This window comes from Klebsiella sp. GW_Kp181 (assembly GCF_040062315.1).
GTDB classification, from domain to species: domain Bacteria; phylum Pseudomonadota; class Gammaproteobacteria; order Enterobacterales; family Enterobacteriaceae; genus Klebsiella; species Klebsiella oxytoca.
The window spans coordinates 98,930-117,156 of record NZ_JBEAFR010000087.1 but is presented as its reverse complement, the minus strand read 5'-3'; the positions used below and the strand labels follow the sequence as shown (position 1 = coordinate 117,156).

17 protein-coding genes are annotated in these 18,227 nt (G+C 58.3%); 8 read left to right on the top strand and 9 right to left on the bottom strand.

The genetic code is table 11. The features are described from left to right. Positions 1 to 265 precede the first annotated feature (265 nt). The 9 genes from ABLV11_RS26960 to xthA form a co-directional block, all read right to left on the bottom strand. Entirely contained in the window at positions 266 to 493 is a 228-nt protein-coding gene (locus ABLV11_RS26960) for a hypothetical protein (protein WP_017146085.1), read from the bottom strand. A gap of 57 nt (positions 494 to 550) precedes the next feature. Further along, entirely contained in the window at positions 551 to 1,846 is a 1,296-nt protein-coding gene (locus ABLV11_RS26955; RefSeq protein WP_004101308.1) for a rhodanese-like domain-containing protein, read from the bottom strand. A gap of 78 nt (positions 1,847 to 1,924) precedes the next feature. After that, positions 1,925 to 2,557: an ATP-binding cassette domain-containing protein gene (locus ABLV11_RS26950; RefSeq protein WP_016808491.1), complete on the bottom strand. Its 633-nt coding sequence runs from the start codon at positions 2,555 to 2,557 to the stop codon at positions 1,925 to 1,927. Further along, on the bottom strand, positions 2,557 to 4,089 hold the full coding sequence (locus tag ABLV11_RS26945; protein WP_348856068.1) for a thiamine ABC transporter permease: 1,533 nt from the start codon (positions 4,087 to 4,089) through the stop codon (positions 2,557 to 2,559). Before ABLV11_RS26945 ends, ABLV11_RS26950 begins: the two co-directional genes overlap by 1 nt. Continuing rightward, positions 4,062 to 5,222: an ABC transporter substrate-binding protein gene (locus ABLV11_RS26940; RefSeq protein ID WP_023320750.1), complete on the bottom strand. Its 1,161-nt coding sequence runs from the start codon at positions 5,220 to 5,222 to the stop codon at positions 4,062 to 4,064. Before ABLV11_RS26940 ends, ABLV11_RS26945 begins: the two co-directional genes overlap by 28 nt. Before the next feature lie 9 nt (positions 5,223 to 5,231). Then, a complete protein-coding gene (locus tag ABLV11_RS26935) occupies positions 5,232 to 5,783 on the bottom strand; it encodes a carboxymuconolactone decarboxylase family protein (RefSeq protein ID WP_049128718.1) in 552 nt (183 codons plus the stop codon). Continuing rightward, positions 5,780 to 6,478 carry a TVP38/TMEM64 family protein gene (locus ABLV11_RS26930; protein ID WP_032728110.1) on the bottom strand — a complete coding sequence of 233 codons (699 nt, stop codon included), beginning with the start codon at positions 6,476 to 6,478 and terminating at the stop codon, positions 5,780 to 5,782. The genes ABLV11_RS26935 and ABLV11_RS26930 overlap by 4 nt, the downstream gene beginning before the upstream one ends. After that, positions 6,468 to 7,130 (bottom strand): TVP38/TMEM64 family protein, encoded by a 663-nt coding sequence (locus ABLV11_RS26925; protein WP_004101318.1) that lies wholly within the window; start codon positions 7,128 to 7,130, stop codon positions 6,468 to 6,470. The genes ABLV11_RS26930 and ABLV11_RS26925 overlap by 11 nt, the downstream gene beginning before the upstream one ends. A gap of 183 nt (positions 7,131 to 7,313) precedes the next feature. Continuing rightward, positions 7,314 to 8,120, bottom strand: a complete 807-nt coding sequence (gene xthA, locus ABLV11_RS26920) for an exodeoxyribonuclease III (protein ID WP_004101319.1) — start codon at positions 8,118 to 8,120, stop codon at positions 7,314 to 7,316. Positions 8,121 to 8,564: 444 nt separating this feature from the next. Here xthA and ABLV11_RS26915 point away from each other — a divergent pair, with 444 nt between their 5' ends. The 8 genes from ABLV11_RS26915 to ABLV11_RS26880 all read left to right on the top strand — a co-directional run bounded on the left by ABLV11_RS26915 (position 8,565) and on the right by ABLV11_RS26880 (position 18,223). After that, positions 8,565 to 9,785, top strand: coding sequence for an aspartate aminotransferase family protein (locus tag ABLV11_RS26915; protein ID WP_004112342.1), 1,221 nt, complete (start codon positions 8,565 to 8,567; stop codon positions 9,783 to 9,785). After that, positions 9,782 to 10,816: an arginine N-succinyltransferase gene (gene astA / locus ABLV11_RS26910; RefSeq protein WP_016808497.1), complete on the top strand. Its 1,035-nt coding sequence runs from the start codon at positions 9,782 to 9,784 to the stop codon at positions 10,814 to 10,816. Before ABLV11_RS26915 ends, astA begins: the two co-directional genes overlap by 4 nt. Then, positions 10,813 to 12,291 (top strand): succinylglutamate-semialdehyde dehydrogenase, encoded by a 1,479-nt coding sequence (gene astD / locus ABLV11_RS26905; protein ID WP_348856066.1) that lies wholly within the window; start codon positions 10,813 to 10,815, stop codon positions 12,289 to 12,291. The genes astA and astD overlap by 4 nt, the downstream gene beginning before the upstream one ends. Further along, positions 12,288 to 13,613 (top strand): N-succinylarginine dihydrolase, encoded by a 1,326-nt coding sequence (astB, locus tag ABLV11_RS26900; protein ID WP_148407775.1) that lies wholly within the window; start codon positions 12,288 to 12,290, stop codon positions 13,611 to 13,613. The genes astD and astB overlap by 4 nt, the downstream gene beginning before the upstream one ends. Positions 13,614 to 13,622: 9 nt before the next feature. Beyond that, complete coding sequence (gene astE / locus ABLV11_RS26895; RefSeq protein ID WP_224330170.1) at positions 13,623 to 14,585, top strand: succinylglutamate desuccinylase; 963 nt, start codon at positions 13,623 to 13,625, stop codon at positions 14,583 to 14,585. A gap of 352 nt (positions 14,586 to 14,937) precedes the next feature. After that, on the top strand, positions 14,938 to 15,420 hold the full coding sequence (gene spy / locus ABLV11_RS26890; RefSeq protein WP_004101331.1) for an ATP-independent periplasmic protein-refolding chaperone Spy: 483 nt from the start codon (positions 14,938 to 14,940) through the stop codon (positions 15,418 to 15,420). 216 nt (positions 15,421 to 15,636) lie between these two features. Then, positions 15,637 to 16,179: a LemA family protein gene (locus ABLV11_RS26885; protein WP_196549962.1), complete on the top strand. Its 543-nt coding sequence runs from the start codon at positions 15,637 to 15,639 to the stop codon at positions 16,177 to 16,179. Between the two features lie 4 nt (positions 16,180 to 16,183). Further along, positions 16,184 to 18,223, top strand: a complete 2,040-nt coding sequence (locus tag ABLV11_RS26880; protein WP_348856064.1) for a DUF2207 domain-containing protein — start codon at positions 16,184 to 16,186, stop codon at positions 18,221 to 18,223. Positions 18,224 to 18,227: the final 4 nt, after the last annotated feature.

The following is an 18,227-nucleotide window of genomic DNA, read 5'->3' as shown; positions in this document are numbered from 1 at the left end:
CTGGCACTTTGATGCCGTAAGGGGGAGGCGTCCATCACATCGGGCTACGGGTTCACCGCCGTCTGCGGGCCGGTAGCCCGGACAGATGCGCCGCATCGCCTCCGGGAAACTCTGTCACTCTGCGCGCGGCTCCCGGGGGCGGCGCTTAACGCGCCTTGCCCGGACTACGGGTTCTGACGACCTTGGCACAGGTGCCTGAGTCTAAGAAAAAATCAGCGCCACCCAAAAAATAACAGCCTTGGTGGTACGGCGAATCAGGAGTGAATTAGTTTGTAAGGCTGGCCAGAACCAGGCCAAAACCCACCCCAGCGCTGAGAATTAGTGTCAGGATCGCATTGCGCCATACGCGCCAGTGTTTGCCGAAAGTATCGGGATCGGATTTGTGTTTATGCCAGGTTTGCCATGCAACGGCGACAGTAGCCACAATGGGCAAACCCACCATAAATGTCAGAATAAGATTTTCGATATACTCGGTATTAATGGTCAATTTCATCGTCCTTTATCATTAACGTGCCGGGCAAATCCATCGCCCGGCATCAAAGCCGCGATATCACTCCGGCTTGCGATCGCCAGTCGCAATCGGATTTTTCGGATCGCTGCTCCACTCGTACCAGCCGCCGTCGTAGACCGAGACGTTGTTCCAGCCCATCGCCCTGGCGTACATAAACGTTTCTGAGGCGCGCCATCCGGTGCCGCAGTAAAAAGAGACCTGCTGGCTCGGCAGAATATTCCATGATTTCCACATCGCGGCGATATCATCAGCGCTACGCATGGTGCCGTCCGGATTATGGAAATCCTCCATATGGGTGGAATCGCTTCCGGCATGACCCCAGCGAGCCCCGGCAATTTCGCCCTTCGGCTTGATATAGCTGTAGCCGCTGGTGGTACCGATAAACTCCGGCCAGGAACGGATGCTGACCAGCGAAGCATCCTGACGATGCAGCAGGGCGCGAGCCTGCTCGGTATTGAGCATCAGCTGCGGCTGGCCCGGGATGGGGGCGCCAAAATCAGGTTCAGGTTTCTGTTCTGGCGGCGTTCCGCGCTCAACCGGCAGACCGGCATCGGACCAGGTCTTCCAGCCGCCGTCGAGCAGTCGCACATCCTTCACGCCGGCGTAGAGCATAATCTGCGCCACGCGGGCGGCGGCATACACGTCGCGACCGTACAAAATTACCGTGGTGTCATGGCGAATGCCGTGTTTTGCCAGCATCGCTTTAAGCTGCGCGTCGGACACTTTATTCCATAGCGGTTCGCTCTCCACCTCGTTAGTGTCGATATAACCGGCGCCCGGAATATGGCTCAGCAGATAAAACTTCGGCGCGCCCCAGGCGGCTTCAAAAACTTTCCATTCACCGGCAGGCGCGGCGGTAACCGGCTCGCCGCGCTGGAGGTCGTGTAGCCACTGCGGATATACCAGCTGTTCAAAATGCGGCAGCTTTTGCAGGCGACCTGCCTGGCTCAGGGCATCGCCGAGGGAGCTGAGATGAGTGAAACCAGCAGCCTGAAGGCGCGCCGCGACTTTCGCGTTGTCGTCGGCGTTGCCGTATAGCGCAATTGGCGTAGAGGTCTGCAGATTGTGCAGCTTAGCCCAGGCGCTCAGCTGTTCGTCGTTCATCGCGCCAAGCCAGCTGGCTGACAGGTTAAGCGCCTGCGGTTCATGACCCTGAGGCCCGTTAGCGCTTTGCGGCCAGCCGTTATAGAAAGCGCTGAGACGCGTATCAATAGCGACGCCGTTCTGCTGTTGCAGCGTGGAGAGCGTTAGCGTTGGCATGGATTCAGCGGCGGAGGTGGAAGCAGCAAGCCCCATCAGGAGGGCGAGTGCGGTCAATTGAGAAACACGTTTCATCGAAATGCCCGACAGTAGAAAATTGAGCGGCAATTCTCGGCGTTCTCAGCGGAAAAATCCTTGCGATAGCGCAGGCTTTCATTGCCACTGGCTCATATGCAAACAGCGCCCGCCGACGGGAGAGTCCTGGCGATCGTGCGTCACCAGCAGCGCCGGAATGGCCAGCCGCGCCAGTTCGTCGAATACCCAGCGGCGAAAATCGGCGCGCAGCTCAATGTCGAGGCGATTAAAGGGCTCATCAAGCAGCAGCGCCCGTGGTCGGGCCAGCAGGGCGCGCATCAGGCTGACCCGCGCCCGCTGGCCGCCGGAAAGGGTGGCCGGATCGCGGCTGTAGAAACCCTCCAGACCGGCGCGCTCCAGCGCCTGTTCTACCTGCGGTTTTCGCTGGGAACGCTGGACGTCAGCGGGCAGCGCCAGCCGCAGATTTTGTCCGACGCTGAAGTGGTCAAACAGCAGCGCGTCCTGGAACAGGATGCCGATACGCCGCCGCTCGGTGGGTAAACTGTCGCAGCGCTGGTTATCCAGCCACAGCTCCCCTGCGGCGCGGAAATCTTCCGCCAGCGCGCCCACCATCCAGGCGAACAGCGTCGATTTGCCGCTGCCGGAGGGGCCCATCAACGTCAATATCTCGCCCGCTGCGACCGAAAAATCGACGTCGCGCAGCAGCGGCTGCCCGTTGAGTCTGAGAGTCAGGTTTTTGACGATCAACATTAGCGTAATCCTTGTCGATAGCGGCCAATCGGCCAGGCCAGCAGAGCGGTGAGAGCAAAGAACATCGCCGGTAGCAGCAACTGCCACAGCGCCTGCGCGGCGAGGGTGGCGATATCGCCGCCGCTGCTCAGCGCTACGGCTTCGCTGGTCAGCGTTGGGATCCGCCCGCCTCCCAGCCATAACGTCGGTAGATATTGCGCAATGCTTACCGAAAAGCCCACCGCCAGCGCCGTCAGCAGCGGACGCGTCAGGGCAGGTAAGGTGACCAGCCAGAAGATACGCCCCTGATGCCAGCCGAGGGTTCGGGCAACCAGCTCCGCGCGCGGATCGGCCGCGCGACGTGCGGGATGCAGAATAAACAGCATCCATGGTACCACCCATAGCAGATGGCCCCATAAAACGGTAAGCCACTCGCCGTCCTGCCACGTATATAGCGCCAGCTGATATTGCCCGTCCACCAGCGGCAGCGCCGGTAAAATTAGCGGCAGCCAGATCCAGCCGCCGAAGCGGGAAGGGCCAAGCTCCAGCCACAGCAGGCAAACGACCGCGCCGATAAGCGCAGAGCAGAGACCGAGCCACAGACTGTTGCCGATGCTATCGCCGAGCGGAGCACGACTCTGCGCCGTCGCCGCCAGCAGCAGCGCGCAGAGCGCGCCACACAGCGGCAGGAGAATCGCGAAGCTTTTCCCGACGAGCGCCCGCGGCTGCGGGCGGCGGATCCCCTGAACCGGTGGGATCCGCCGCCAGACGCGCCAGGCTCCCCATGCCAGCAGCGCCATCATGACGAGCGTCAGCAGTAATACCAGGCTGGCAAGGGCCCCTTTGGCCTGCTGTTGTTCATCGCCCTGGCTCAACCATTGCCAGGCCAGCACCGCCAGCGTCGGTGGGTTGCCCGGCCCAATTACCAGCGTGACATCAACCGCCGACAGGCTCCAGGCGGCGGTCGCCAGCAGCGCGATCGCCAGCGCTGGCAGCAGGGCGGGTAGCACAAGCCACTTCAGGCACTGCCAGCGGCCGTAGCCGAGGCTTTTTAATACCGTTGCCTGTCCCGCCAGCCGTTTCTCACCTAACAGGCCGTAAACCACCCACAACAGAAATGCGCTCTCTTTGACCGCCATCGTCAGACCCAGGCCAATGCCGTAGCGGTCAACTGGCGGAATGAAAAAGGGCAGCAGGCGAGAGAGCCAGCCGCCTTCAGCAAATAGCAGCAGGGCGGCGGTAGCGAAGGCGACATGGGGTACCGCCAGCAGCAGCGGCAGCCTGGCTGCCAGCCGGCGCCAACCGCTTGATGGCCAGAGTGCGGCAACAACCGAGAGCGTGATGATCAGCGCGCCGCCAACCGAGAGCAGGGTTGAGACGAGAGTCGCCGCCAGCGCCTGCCAGAACTGCGGATCGGCAACCAGCGACTGCCAAAGCGTCAGGCGCAGCGCCGGAAGCGTCATCATAGAAACGGCCGGCAGCAGCGGGAGATAGATCAGCGCGACGGCGGCCCAGGCCAGCAGCCTTAGTGCGTGCCGTAGCGGCGCAGCCATTCCTGCTCCAGCGCTTCTACCCAGGCCGAGTGCGGTTCTCCCAGCATTGGCGGCAAATCCTGCGGCACAACGGCGTTGAAGGACTGGCGCTCATCTGCCGTTAACTTCGCCGGATCCAGCACGCTGGGGTCGCCCCACACCGCCGGGTCGGCCTTGCGCAGCTGCGCCTGCGGTGAGAGCAGGAAATTGGCGACAACTTTCGCCCCTGCCGTCGCGCGGGCGTTAACCGGGATCGCCACAAAGTGGACGTTGCCGAGCATCCCCTGGCTAAAACCGAAGCCGTAGCTGTCTTTCGGCAGCTCGCCGCTGGCCGCTTTTTGCTGCGCGTGCAGCGGGTTGAAGGTGATTGACAGCCTGAGGACACCGTTCGTCAGCATGGTATCCATACGGGCGGGCGAAGCCGGGAAGTCGCGGCCCTCGCGCCATAGCAGAGGGTGAAGCTGGTCAAGGTATTGCCACAGCGGCGCGGTCGCGGCGGCGAAGTTGGCCTCTTGCGGCGGCTGACGCAGGGCGTCAGGATTTGGGGTCAGCGTCAGCAGCAGCTGTTCGAGAAAGGCGGTACCGGTAAAATCCGGCGGCCGCGGATAGGTAACGCTACCGGGGTGCGCGGCGGCGAAAGCCAGCAGCGCCTGCGGATCGTTGGGCGCGTCGGGCGTTTGCGAACGGCGGGCGATAAAAGTGAGCTGCGCGCCGCCCCACGGCGACTCCGCCCCGTCGGTAGGAATGGAGAAATCTTCGCGCACCGGCTTTTGCGTATCGACAAAGCGCCAGTTGGGCAGGGTTTCCGCCCACTGGGTTTGCAGCAGATTTGCGCTTTTCAGGGTGCGGAAATTCTCGCCGTTAACCCACAGCAGGTCGATAGAACCGCCAGAACTGCGTCCGGCGCGGGCTTCGCTTTGAATGCGCTTTACCGCGTCGGCGGCATCGGCGATATGCACGATGCGCAGATCGATGGCATAGTCGCGCTTCACCTCTTCGCTGACCCAGTCGAGATAGCGGTTAACCGCCGGATCGCCGCCCCAGGCGTTAAACCACACCGTCTGGCCGCGAGCCTCTTGTTGCGTGGATTGCCAGTTGGCGCTGGCGGACAGCGGAGAAAGCAACAGCAAAGCGAAGACCAACAAACTACGCATAACCACTCCTTATGGTTTCGAATCGGTGGGAAGCGGGCATAACCCCTGGGCGGGGATCGCCATCGCCGAATTAAAGCGCGCTGACAGGTTTTGTAACCCGATCAGCGCCGTGAGTTCGGTCAGCGCTTGAGCATCAAACTGTCCCGCCAGCTTATCGCGCAGCGCGTCGTCGACGGCCGGAGGCGTCATGCTGGCCGCTTCGGCATACTCCAGCGCCAGCCGCTCGCGTTCGCTGAATAGCGCGCTATCTCGCCATCCGGCTACAGCCAGGAGTTTATCGCTGCCGCCGCTGCGCTCCGCCAGCTTCATGCTGGTGATATCAATACAAAACTCGCACAAACACAGCTGCGCGATGCGGGCGCTGACCAGCGAACGCAGCACCGGCTCGAGGGGCGAGCGTTTGCGTTCCAGATAACCGACGAACATCGACACCAGATAAAAGACCAGCGGAATGCGACCCCACCAGCGAATAGGGCTCAGCACCTCGCCGTAGTGGCGGCGATGCAGCCAGGCCTGCGGGCGCAGAATCAGGGGAATTGACTTCAGGGGGGGTAAGCTCATCGTGAACGCCTCTTTTGTTGTTCAAGATAGAGTGCTTTCGCGACGACCACCAGGATCGCCAGCGCAAACAGGATCGATAAACCGGTTACCAGCCAGAATGTACCGCCCGTCAGCAGGCTGCCGGTCCATGAGTAGACTATCGTGGCGGGCAACTGGCCCAGACCGGTAGCCAGCATAAAATGGCGAAAGCGTATTGAGGTCAGTCCGGCTGCGTAACTTACCGGATCAAAAGGTACAAAGGGCAGCAGGCGGCAAACCAGGATGGTGTGTTTACCGTAGCGGGTAAAAAAGCCATCCATACTCTGCAATACGCTTTTGCCGGTCAGCTTTTCCACCGCTTCGCGGCCAAATACTCTGGCGATGAAAAAACACAGCGCCGCCCCGGCCATGGCGCTCACCCACGATAGCGCGCCGCCCCAGAAGGCGCCGAACAGGGAAGCGTTAGCGAAGGTGATGAGAAAAGCGGGAAGCGGGGCGATAATCGCCTGCAGAATCATCAGCGCAAAGGAGACCAGGGCCGCCTGCGGCCCCCAGGAGTCGATAAACTGCTCAATAGCCAGCTGATCGAGCGTGGCAAAGGCGGCGAGGCTGCGCTGCATAAACCCATTGACGCCGGGGATCAGCCACCACGCCAGCAGCCCCGCCAGCAGCGTAGCGCCAATGATTATCCGGTAGATCGCTTGGCTATTTTTCATCGTTGATTCGCCACCGTTGCGTGTCGATCCGCCGATAGCGGGCATATCTTTTGGCTGCCTGAATCAGGACAAATAACACCAGCCCGGCAAGCGTTAGCTTTAGCACAAAAAGGGAGGTGATACCGTCGCGGATAAGTTCGCTGGCCATCAGCGTATAAATAAATATGCCGGGCAAGGTGGTTATGGCGGAAATAAAGGTAAACGACCAGAATGAAATAGCCGTGAGGCCATAGGCGTAATTCTGAATATTATAGGGAAACAGCGGGACTAACCGGGTCAGAATTAAAAAATCGCAGCCGCTACGCTCAATGCCTCTTTCAATTGCCTGGAATATCGCCGTCTCTCCGAAGTATTTAAGCAGCAGCTCGCGGCCCAGCCAACGGGCGAGCAGGAACGACAGGGAGGAGGCGACCGTCGCCGCCAGCAGCGATAGCAAGGTTCCCGTCAGCGGGCCAAAAAGTACACCGCCGGCAATGACCAGCGCACTGCCCGGAATCAAAAACAGGGTAGCGATAATAAACAGCAAGATATAGAGCGCATACCCGAAGCCACCGCTTTGGCGGATCATTTCGCGCAGATGGTGGAAATGAGTGACCAGCTCGGCAAAACCCGACTGCTGGATAATACAGGCGAAAATGCTCAGGATGACCACAACAGAAAGCAGCTTATACTCTGCTTTATGACGGCTTCTTTTGCATTGGGTTCTCCTGTCTTATGCGGGCGGTCAAAAGTGCGCGCGACAGTATAATAGTTTGCCGACGTTCACAATCTATTACGGCGGCTTTTTTGATATGGCTCAGGCTCTCCGGGCGGGAGAGCCTGACAGAGGGCATCATCAGACTTTAAAGGTGGCCCATACCGGGGCATGATCGGAGGGTTTTTCCATGCCGCGAATTTCATAGTCGATGCCGGTCTCGATACAGCGCTGCGCCAGCGGGTGGCTGGCCAGCAGCAGGTCGATACGCAGCCCGCGGTTATCGTCAAAGCCCTTAGAGCGATAGTCGAACCATGAGAAATGTTCGTTGTCCTGCGGGTTCGCATGGCGGTACGTATCCACCAGGCCCCAGCCCAGCAGGCGCTCCATCCATTCGCGCTCTTCCGGCAGGAATGAACATTTGCCGGTACGCAGCCAGCGCTTGCGATTCTCTTCGCCGATGCCGATATCAAGATCGGTAGGGCTGATGTTCATATCGCCCATAATCAGCACCGGATTCTCTTTATTCAGTTCGGTATCAAGGTAGTTCTGCAGATTCTGATAAAAGGCCGCTTTCGCCGGGAATTTGGTTTCATGATCCCGGCTTTCGCCCTGCGGGAAATAGCCGTTGATTACCGTCACGTTACCAAACGGAGACGGGATTTCCGCCATGATAATGCGGCGCTGGGCCTCTTCACCATCGTTGGGGAAGCCGCGGCGCACCGAGATCGGCGTCTCTTTGGTCAGCAGCGCGACGCCGTAATGGCCTTTCTGCCCGTGATAAAAGACGTTATAGCCCAGCTTTGCCACCTCTTCGAGAGGAAACATATCGTCGTGAACTTTGGTTTCCTGGAGGCCGATGACGTCGGGCTGGTGTTTGTCGATGATGGCGGCCAGCTGATGCGGGCGGGCACGCAGGCCGTTGATATTAAAAGAGACAAATTTCATAGTCGCTGCCACTGTGCAAGGTGAATAGTGCAGGGATGGTAGCAGAAATTCGCCGGGCTGGCTGCGCAAAGGCGCTTTATTCTGCCGATTGCAGCGGTTGGTAGCCTGTTTGCACAAAGTGTGCACCATTCTGGAACGCGCTGCGCCAAAAAAGGGCGATTATTGCCGATAAATTTCGTCAAGGATCACAATTACAGAATTATATCTTACCCCTGCATAATCTTTCTTTTTATTCCACTGCTAAAGCCTCTTTTAGTATTTTTATTCACTTTTTATGCATTTTATGTGAATAGCGGTCTTTCGTAACTTATTGATATTTCGTTGACGACCTCGATTTATGCATTTTTACCTCTGGCTGGCACGAACCGTGCAATCTACATTTACAGCGTAATAACCATATTCATTAACATTATTTAAACTTTTTGTTTACCGGAAGAGGTCGATATGTCTCAGTCAATTACGCGTAGCAACTTTGATGAATGGATGATGCCTGTATACGCGCCAGCGGCTTTTATTCCGGTACGCGGCGAAGGGTCACGCCTGTGGGATCAGCAGGGGAAGGAGTATATCGATTTTGCCGGCGGCATTGCGGTTAATGCCCTAGGCCATGCGCACCCGCAGCTGGTTAAGGCGCTGACCGAACAGGCGGAGAAATTCTGGCATACCGGCAACGGCTATACCAATGAGCCGGTACTACGTCTGGCTAAGCAGCTCATTGACGCCACTTTTGCCGACCGGGTCTTTTTCTGTAACTCGGGGGCTGAAGCCAACGAAGCGGCGCTAAAACTGGCGCGCAAATATGCCCACGATCGTTTCGGCAGTGAGAAAAGCGGCATCGTGGCATTCAAGAATGCCTTCCATGGCCGCACGCTGTTTACCGTTTCTGCGGGCGGTCAGCCGGCCTATTCACAGGATTTTGCGCCGCTGCCGCCGCAGATTCAGCACGCTATCTTTAACGACCTCGACTCGGCAAAGGCGCTGATCGACGACAATACCTGCGCAGTGATCGTTGAACCGATGCAGGGGGAAGGCGGCGTCGTACCAGCGGATGTGGAATTCCTGCGCGGCCTGCGTGAGCTGTGCGATGCGCACAATGCGCTGCTGATTTTCGATGAAGTCCAGACCGGCGTCGGCCGTACCGGGGAGCTGTACGCCTATATGCACTATGGCGTGACGCCGGACGTGCTTTCCACCGCGAAAGCGCTGGGCGGCGGTTTCCCGATCGGCGCGCTGCTGGCAACGGAACGCTGCGCCAGCGTAATGACCGTGGGTACTCATGGCACCACCTACGGCGGCAACCCGCTGGCCTGCGCGGTGGCGGGGGAAGTCTTTGCCATCGTCAACACGCGTGAGGTTCTCAACGGCGTTAAGCAGCGCCATCAGTGGTTTAGCGAACGGCTCAACGCCATCAACGCCCGGTACGGCCTGTTTAAAGAGGTTCGCGGTCTGGGGCTGCTTATTGGCTGCGTGCTGAAAGATGAATATGCCGGCAAGGCGAAAAACATCAGCAACCTGGCGGCGGAGGAAGGGCTAATGATGCTGATTGCCGGCGCCAATGTGTTGCGCTTCGCACCGGCACTGATTATCAGCGAAGACGAAGTCAATAGCGGCCTGGATCGCTTCGAGCTGGCCTGCAAACGCTTTCTCTCGGGGGTCTCATCATGATGGTGATCCGTCCAGTCGAAAAAGGTGACCTGCCGGGGTTAATGACGCTGGCAGGCGAAACCGGCGGCGGCCTGACATCGCTGCCGGCCGATGAGGCCACGCTGGCCGCGCGCATTGAACGTTCACAGATGACCTGGCGCGGCGAGCTGCCGAAAAGCGAACAGGGGTATGTGTTCGTTCTGGAGGATTGCACCAGCGGCGCGGTGGCGGGAATTTGCGCCATTGAGGTGGCCGTAGGGCTTAACGACCCCTGGTACAACTATCGCGTCGGTACGCAGGTCCACGCATCGAAAGAGCTAAACGTCTATAACGCCCTGCCGACGCTGTTTCTCAGTAACGACCATACCGGCAGCAGCGAACTGTGTACCCTGTTCCTTGATCCAAAATGGCGAAAAGAGGGCAACGGCTATCTGCTGTCGAAATCGCGTTTTCTGTTTATGGCCGCCTTTCGTGAACGCTTCAACGATAAGGTCGTGGCGGAAATGCGCGGCGTAATTGATGAGCACGGCTACTCGCCGTTCTGGGAGAGTCTCGGGAAACGCTTCTTCGCGATGGAGTTTTCCCGCGCCGACTATCTGTGCGGCACCGGGCAAAAAGCGTTTATCGCCGCGCTGATGCCGAAGCACCCGCTGTATATCGACTTCTTAAGCGATGAAGCGCGGGCGGTTATCGGCGAGGTTCATCCGCAAACCGCCCCGGCCCGCGCGGTGCTGGAAAAAGAGGGATTCCGCTATCTCAACTACGTCGATATTTTCGACGGCGGTCCGACGCTGGAATGCGAAATTGACCGGGTGCGGGCCATCCGCAAAAGTCGGCTGGTTACCGTCGTTGAAGGCGAACCCGAGGCGGGAGAGTGGCCGCCATGCCTGATCGCCAATGAACAGTACCAGCACTTTCGCGCCATGCTCGTTCACGCGGACCCGGATAGCGACCGCCTGGTGCTAAGCGCGCGTGAGTTAGATGCCCTGAAATGCCATTCCGGTGAACAAATTCGCCTGGTTCGCCTGTGCCCTGAGGAGAAAAAATCATGAGTTTATGGATCAATGGCGACTGGCAAAGCGGTCGCGGCCCGGCCCGACAAAAACATAACCCGGTAAGCCAGGCGCTACTGTGGCAGGGACGGGATGCCGATGCTGAGCAGGTTGCGCTGGCGGTCAGCGCGGCGCGGCGGGCATTCCCCGCGTGGGCGCGCCAGCCGTTTGCCGCCCGCAAAGCGATAGCAGAAAAGTTTGCTGCTTTACTTGACGTGAACAAAGCTGAATTAACCGCCATTATTGCTCAGGAGACCGGCAAACCGCGCTGGGAAGCGGCGACGGAAATCACCGCGATGATCAACAAAATCGCGATTTCAGTAAACGCTTACCATAGTCGTACGGGGGAAGCGCAAACCGCACTGGCCGACGGCGCAGCCACTCTGCGTCACCGGCCGCACGGCGTACTGGCGGTGTTTGGTCCCTACAATTTTCCCGGACATTTACCAAACGGACATATTGTTCCGGCGCTGCTGGCGGGCAATACCGTGGTGTTCAAACCCAGCGAGCTGACCCCACAGAGCGGCGAAGCGGTGGTAAGGCTTTGGGCAGAAGCCGGCCTGCCGCCCGGAGTGCTTAACCTGCTTCAGGGCGGTCGGGAGACCGGCGAAGCGCTGAGCGGTCAGTCAGATATCGACGGTCTGCTGTTTACCGGCAGTTCTGCCACCGGCTTTCAGCTCCATCGCCAGCTTGCCGGCCAGCCGGAAAAAATACTCGCTCTTGAGATGGGCGGCAACAATCCGCTGATCGTCGATGAGCCGGAGGATATCGATGCCGCCGTTCATCTCACCATTCAGTCGGCATTTATTACTGCAGGCCAGCGCTGTACCTGCGCGCGTCGGCTGTTGGTGAAGCGTGGTGAGGCTGGCGATGCGTTTCTTCGCCGTCTTGTGACAGTGTCACAAAAACTTATTCCTGACGCCTGGGATGCAGAGCCGCAGCCTTTCCTCGGGGGACTGATTTCAGCGCAGGCGGCGCAGAAAGTGCATCAGGCCTGGCTGACACACGTCTCCAACGGCGGCCAAACGCTGCTGGAGCCGCGTCTGCTACAGGCCGAAACGTCGCTGCTGACGCCGGGTATTATCGACATGAGCGAGGTCGCGCAGGTGGCCGATGAAGAGGTTTTTGGCCCACTGCTCTGCGTCTGGCGTTACGACCATTTCGATGAGGCGATTGCGCTTGCTAACGCGACCCGCTTCGGGCTTTCCTGCGGGCTGATCTCCGCCGAACGCGAGAAGTTCGACCAGCTGCTGCTGGAGGCGCGCGCCGGTATCGTGAACTGGAATAAACCGCTCACCGGCGCCGCCAGCACCGCGCCGTTTGGCGGGACCGGTGCTTCCGGTAACCATCGGCCGGGGGCCTGGTACGCCGCGGATTATTGCGCCTGGCCGATGGCCAGCCTGGAATCGCCGGAGCTGTCGCTCCCGGTCGCGCTCAGCCCGGGTCTGGATTTGGGCCAGGAGAGCTCACAATGAACGCCTGGGAAGTGAACTTTGACGGGCTGCCGGGCCTGACCCATCACTATGCGGGATTATCTTTCGGCAACGAGGCTTCGACCAAACACCGCTATCGGGTGTCAAATCCGCAGCTGGCGGCAAAGCAGGGGCTGAAAAAAATGAAAGCCCTGGCGGATGCGGGCTATCCGCAGGGGATCATCCCGCCGCAGGAGCGGCCAAACATCCCCCTGTTGCGCCAGATTGGCTTTAGCGGTAGCGATGAGCAGGTGCTGGAAAAAGCGTCGCGTCAGGCGCCGGAGCTCCTCTCGGCGGCCAGTTCAGCCTCATCAATGTGGGTGGCCAACGCCGCTACGGTCTCGCCATCGGCGGATTCGCTGGACGGCCGGGTGCATCTGACCGTCGCCAACCTCAATGATAAATTCCACCGCGCCAGCGAAGCGCCTACCACCGAGGCTTTGCTGAAGGCGATTTTCCCTGATGAGCAGCGGTTTGCCGTACACGGCGCGCTACCCCAGGCCTCGCTGTTCGGTGATGAAGGGGCGGCAAACCATAACCGTCTCGGCGGCGACTACGGCGCCCCTGGCGTGCAGCTGTTTATTTACGGTCGTCAGCAGGGTGGGGAAGAGAGCCCGCAGCGCTACCCGGCGCGGCAGACGCTGGAGGCCAGCCAGGCCGTTGCCCACCTCAACCAGGTCAACCCACGGCAAGTGATTTTCGCCCGTCAAAACCCGGCGGTGATTGATAAGGGCGTATTTCATAACGATGTGATTGCGGTAAGCAATCAGCAGGTGCTGTTTTGCCACGAGCAGGCGTTTGTCGATCAGCCGCAGCTCCTGCAGCAGCTGACGGAGCGGGTTGCTGGTTTTACGCCGCTTGTGGTGCCGACGGGTCAGGTATCAGTAGAAGAGGCGGTGGCGACCTATCTGTTCAACAGCCAGCTGCTGAGCAAACGCGAGGGCGGAATGCGGCTGATTCTGCCGCTGGAAGCGCAGGAGCATCCGGGCGTCTGGCGTTATCTGAACCGGCTGGTGGAGGGCGATAACCCGATTGATGAGCTTCAGGTTTACGACCTGCGCGAGAGCATGGCCAACGGCGGCGGCCCGGCCTGCCTGCGTCTTCGGGTGGTGCTGACTGAGAACGAGCGACGAGCGGTGAATCCGGCGGTCATGATCGACGACGCGCTGTTCGCCACTTTGAATGATTGGGTAGACCGCTACTATCGCGATCGCCTGACCCAGGCCGACCTTGCGGATCCGCAGCTGCTGCGCGAAGGTCGCGAAGCGCTCGACCGCCTGACGCAAATCCTGCGCCTCGGCTCCGTATATCCGTTTCAGCAATAAGGAGATGTCGTGGACGACTTTCTGGCATTAACGCTGGCTGGGCGTTTGCCCCACCATTTTCATGGCCAAACGGCGCACTTCCGCTGGCACTGGATTGACTGCGGTATACTGCAGCTCATTCCCCATGAGCCCTGCGAGCGCTCGTTGGTATTGTCCGCCGGGATCCATGGTAACGAAACCGCGCCGGTCGAAATCACGGATTTACTGCTGCGTCAGTTGTTCAGCGGGGAGTTGCCGTTACGCTGGCGGTTGCTGGTGGTCTTCGGCAATCCTTCGGCGCTGAGGGCCAATAAACGCTATCTGCACAGCGATATTAATCGGATGTTTGGTGAGCGCTGGCGGGCTTTCAGCGTCAGCGATGAAACCGCTCGCGCCCGGCAACTGGAGCATGCGCTGGCGCGCTTTTATGCGCCGGGTAGCGGTGAGCGCTGGCACCTGGATTTACATACCGCTATTCGCGGATCGCTGCATACGCGCTTTGGCGTCCTGCCAGCGCGCGATAAACCGTGGGATGAAGCATTCCTGGGCTGGTTGGGGGCGGCTGGCCTGGAAGCGCTGGTCTTTCATCAGCAGCCGGGCGGCACCTTTACCCATTTCAGTAGCGAACGTTTCGGCGCGCTCTCCTGCACGCTGGAACTGGGAAAAGCGCTTCCTTTTGGCGACAACGATCTCAGCCAGTTTGCCGCGACGCAGCGCGCGCTGGCGCGTCTGCTGGCCGGCGAGAGGGCGTTGGCTGCAGGTGATTCGCCGCTGCGCTACAGAGTGGTGCAGCAAATTACCCGCAGCAGCGACAAATTTCAGCTGCATATGTCGGCGCAGACGCTAAACTTCACCCCCTTTTCTGCCGGGACGCTGCTGGCTGAAGATGGTGAAACCCGCTATGTCGCGGCTAAGGAGTCAGAATATGTGCTGTTTCCCAACCCCGGCGTAGCTTTTGGCCAGCGAGCCGGGCTGATGCTCGAACGCTTCTGAATATGCTGTCGCCCTGGTGGGCGATGGCATTTATTTTGCTGGCTGTTTTTTTCTTTAGATCTTAATTTTTTGTGCGCTATCGGCTGATTGCGGATTATTCCTGGATAAATGCTTTGTTTTTAATCTGCGCTGGTTTATAGTCTTCATAATTTCTCGATAAAACAGCCTGTTAATTATTTTTTCTTGCAATTATCTCCCCATAATCCTTATTTTCTCCATAATTGCTCAGAAACTGTTTTTTATACTTTCAATGTTTTACGCTTGCTCTGACTAATTGACGATAAACGTCGTAAAGTTAATCTCGTCAACACGGCAACGCGCCGTAAGAATAACGCAAAGTAAGGATTGAACGATGAAAAAGATTACAGCTCTGTTTGTTGCCTCTACTCTGGCTCTTGGCGCGGCTAACCTGGCTCACGCGGCTGATACTACGGCAACCTCAGGCGAGACCGCGCCGATGATGCATCATAAGCGCGGCCCGGCGGGCCCACATGAAATGATGTTTAAAGGTCTGAACCTGACCGACGCGCAGAAAACGCAAATTCGCGACATCATGAAGAGCCAGCGCGACAATATGAAGCGTCCGTCCCTGGATGAGCGCCGCGCGATGCATGAACTGGTTGCCAGCGATACCTTCGATAAGGCAAAAGCGGAAGCGCAGATTGATAAAATGGAAGCCCAGCATAAAGAAATGGCGCTGGCTCGACTGGAAACTCAGAACAAGATTTACAACATTCTGACCCCGGAACAGAAAAAACAGTTCAATGCTAATTTTGAGAAGCATCTGACAGATCGTAAAGCGCCGGAAGGTAAAATGCCTGCACCAGCTGAATAATTCAGCGCGCTGACTTAAGACCGCCGGTCTTGCCCAATAATGCCAACAGGCTTTGGGCAGGGCCGGCGGTTTTTTTATCTGCGGCGGGGCAACGGCAAAACGCCGGTGAAACCTGATTTACCCGACAGGGGCGAATATGCGAGGATGAGGCCTCAACCGTTATCATGGGCGCAATCACCCTGACTCTGCTGCCCGCTATCGCTTCGGATTTTGCATATGGAAATGTATATCGGCCTCGCCGTCCTTGTTGTCGTCCTCGTCTGGGTTATCATGACCTATAACCGCTTTATCTCCCTGCGTCGTTTCAAAGACGAGGCCTGGAGCGGCGTCGCTGTACAGCTTAAGCGCCGCCACGATCTGGCGCCCAATCTACTGAGTCTGGTGAAACGCTATGCACAGCACGAAAAGGAATTGCTGGAAGAGCTGGGCCGCCAGCGTAGCGTACTGGTCGGCAGCACCCGACAGATAGCCGACAGCGAACGCCACTATTCCGCTACGCTGGGACGTATTTTCGCGCTCGGCGAAGCCTGGCCGGAACTCAAAGCCAGCGACAACTTCCTCTCATTACAGCAATCGCTTAATGAAATAGAAGAGCAGCTGCAGATGGCTCGCCGCTACTTCAACGGTACGGTGCGCGATTTGAATATTCTGGTCGAGTCTTTCCCCAGCCTGCTGCTGGCGCGACTATTTAAATTTAAAGCAGAAGCTTTCTTTGAACTGGACTCACCGGAAGAAGCTCAATCTCCACGGATGGAGTGATTAAATGCTCTGTATAACTCTGCGGGTAGTACGCGCGTTCGTATTGTTGCTGCTGCCTGCCAGCGCAGCATTCTCCGCAAACAACCCGATTATTATTAAAGATGCTTCTCAACTCCCCGCTGGCGCTATCCCGGCGTATGAACATATCCTCTCTTTTGATTCCCGGGCGCGCTTTAGCCCGAACGGCAGCATGGCGATTGAGGAGAATATTAAGGTACTTGCCCTGGGGAAGGAGATTCGGCGAGGGATTTTGCGCACGCTTCCCCTCACGTGGAACCGCCAGGATGGCAAAATCTTCCGTGTTGACTATACGATCGAATCGGTGTCGCGCGATGGCATCTCTGAGCCATTTAGCCTTGATGAGACAGCAAAAAGCCTGACGGTACGTATCGGCGGCGGCGAAAAGATATTAAAACCAGGGATCTATCACTATCGGATTCGCTATCAAATCAGCAACCATTTCAGCCGATTTCCCCAGTGGGATGAACTGTACTGGAACGTGACGGGCAATGGCTGGGCCTGGCCAATTAGCAAGGCCAGCTTTAGCCTGACGCTACCGGATAGCGCCGCAAATCTCAACGCTGACGCCAAAGATGCCAGGCTGCGCTCAATTGATGTTTATACAGGGATCGCAGGCGCGAAAGAGCACAACGCAACGATTCTGCCCGACGGTAGCGTGCGCACTCTGCGTCCGCTGGCAAAGGGGGAGGGGCTGACGGTTGTTTATACCTGGCCGCGGGAGATACTTGCCCGCGCTCCGGCGCCGGAGGCCGCTTCGCCGCTGGTGCATTTACTTTTCCCCAACCTGAAAACCTGGGTGATATGGCTGCCGCTGCTGTTCATGCTCGTTTATTATCTGCTCTGGTGGCGGAAAAACGTCACCCAGGCCGGGTTGAGAATGCCGCCTGTTGTGCCGCTCTTTTCGCTGCCTGCCTCCATGTCGCCAGGCCACCTGCGTTTTATTACCCGGCGTAAATATGACGATGTGGCTTTTAGCAGCGATTTATTAGCGCTGGTCGCGAAACGCGGGATGACGCTGACGAGCGACAAAAATCCATCCCGCAGCCCGTGGCGATTAAATTCCGGCATCAAACAACGGCTGACCCGCCTCCCCGTTGAGGGAAACAGACGGTTAAACAGAGACGATCTCCAGCTATTAAGCACCCTATTTAAAGGCAAACAGAAAAATATCGATCTTAGTAAGGCCCATCAGCGGTCAGTGCAGAGTGCGCGTAAACGTCAGGAGACGCGTTGTGAAGAACAGCGGGCTAAACTCTTTCGTAAATGGGGGCAACCGCTGCGGCGCTGCATCTACATTGCGCTGCTTGTTCCGGTAGCGTGCGGTCTTTGGGTTAATGCGGAGGCCGCGCTGCTGACGATACCGGCCGCGGTTTTTATGCTGATCGGCGGTTCGCTGCTGGCTTTTTTCTTGCGGTTTCTTTGTCATCCTCGGGAGATGTGGCGCGACTGGGGCCCCGCCCCGGTACTGTTTTGTGCCTCTTTTGGTATTTTAGCGATGCTCGGCGGAAGCAATTTTCTGTTGGGAATGTTGCCCATAACCCAACTTCCCGCCGGATATATTGGCGCGCTGCTGATGGCGTTCGCCCTGTGCGTTTTTGTTGGCTGGAAAACGCCTCGTTATACGCAGCGCGGGTTGGATGAGCTGGCCGTCGCCAAAGGACTGAAGCTGTATCTTGGCACCGCTGAAAAGAACCGCTATCAGATTATTTACCCGCCTGCGCAGATGATCTCCCATTTTGAAGAACTACTGCCCGTAGCGTTGGCGCTTGGCGTGGGGAAAACCTGGGCGAACACCTTTGCCCACTATCTGAGTAGTACTGGCGCTCTGTCGGAAGCGTTTGCCGGAGCTGGCTGGGAAAGCGTGCATCATTTCAGCGAGTCATGTCGAATCTCCTCTATATCCTCGCCGACCAGCGGTTCAGGGGGCGGTTCATCATCGGGTTCAGGCTATAGCGGTTCCGGCTCTTCCGGTGGCGGTTCATCCGGCGGCGGCTCAGGCGGAGGCGGTGGAGGAGGCTGGTAATTAA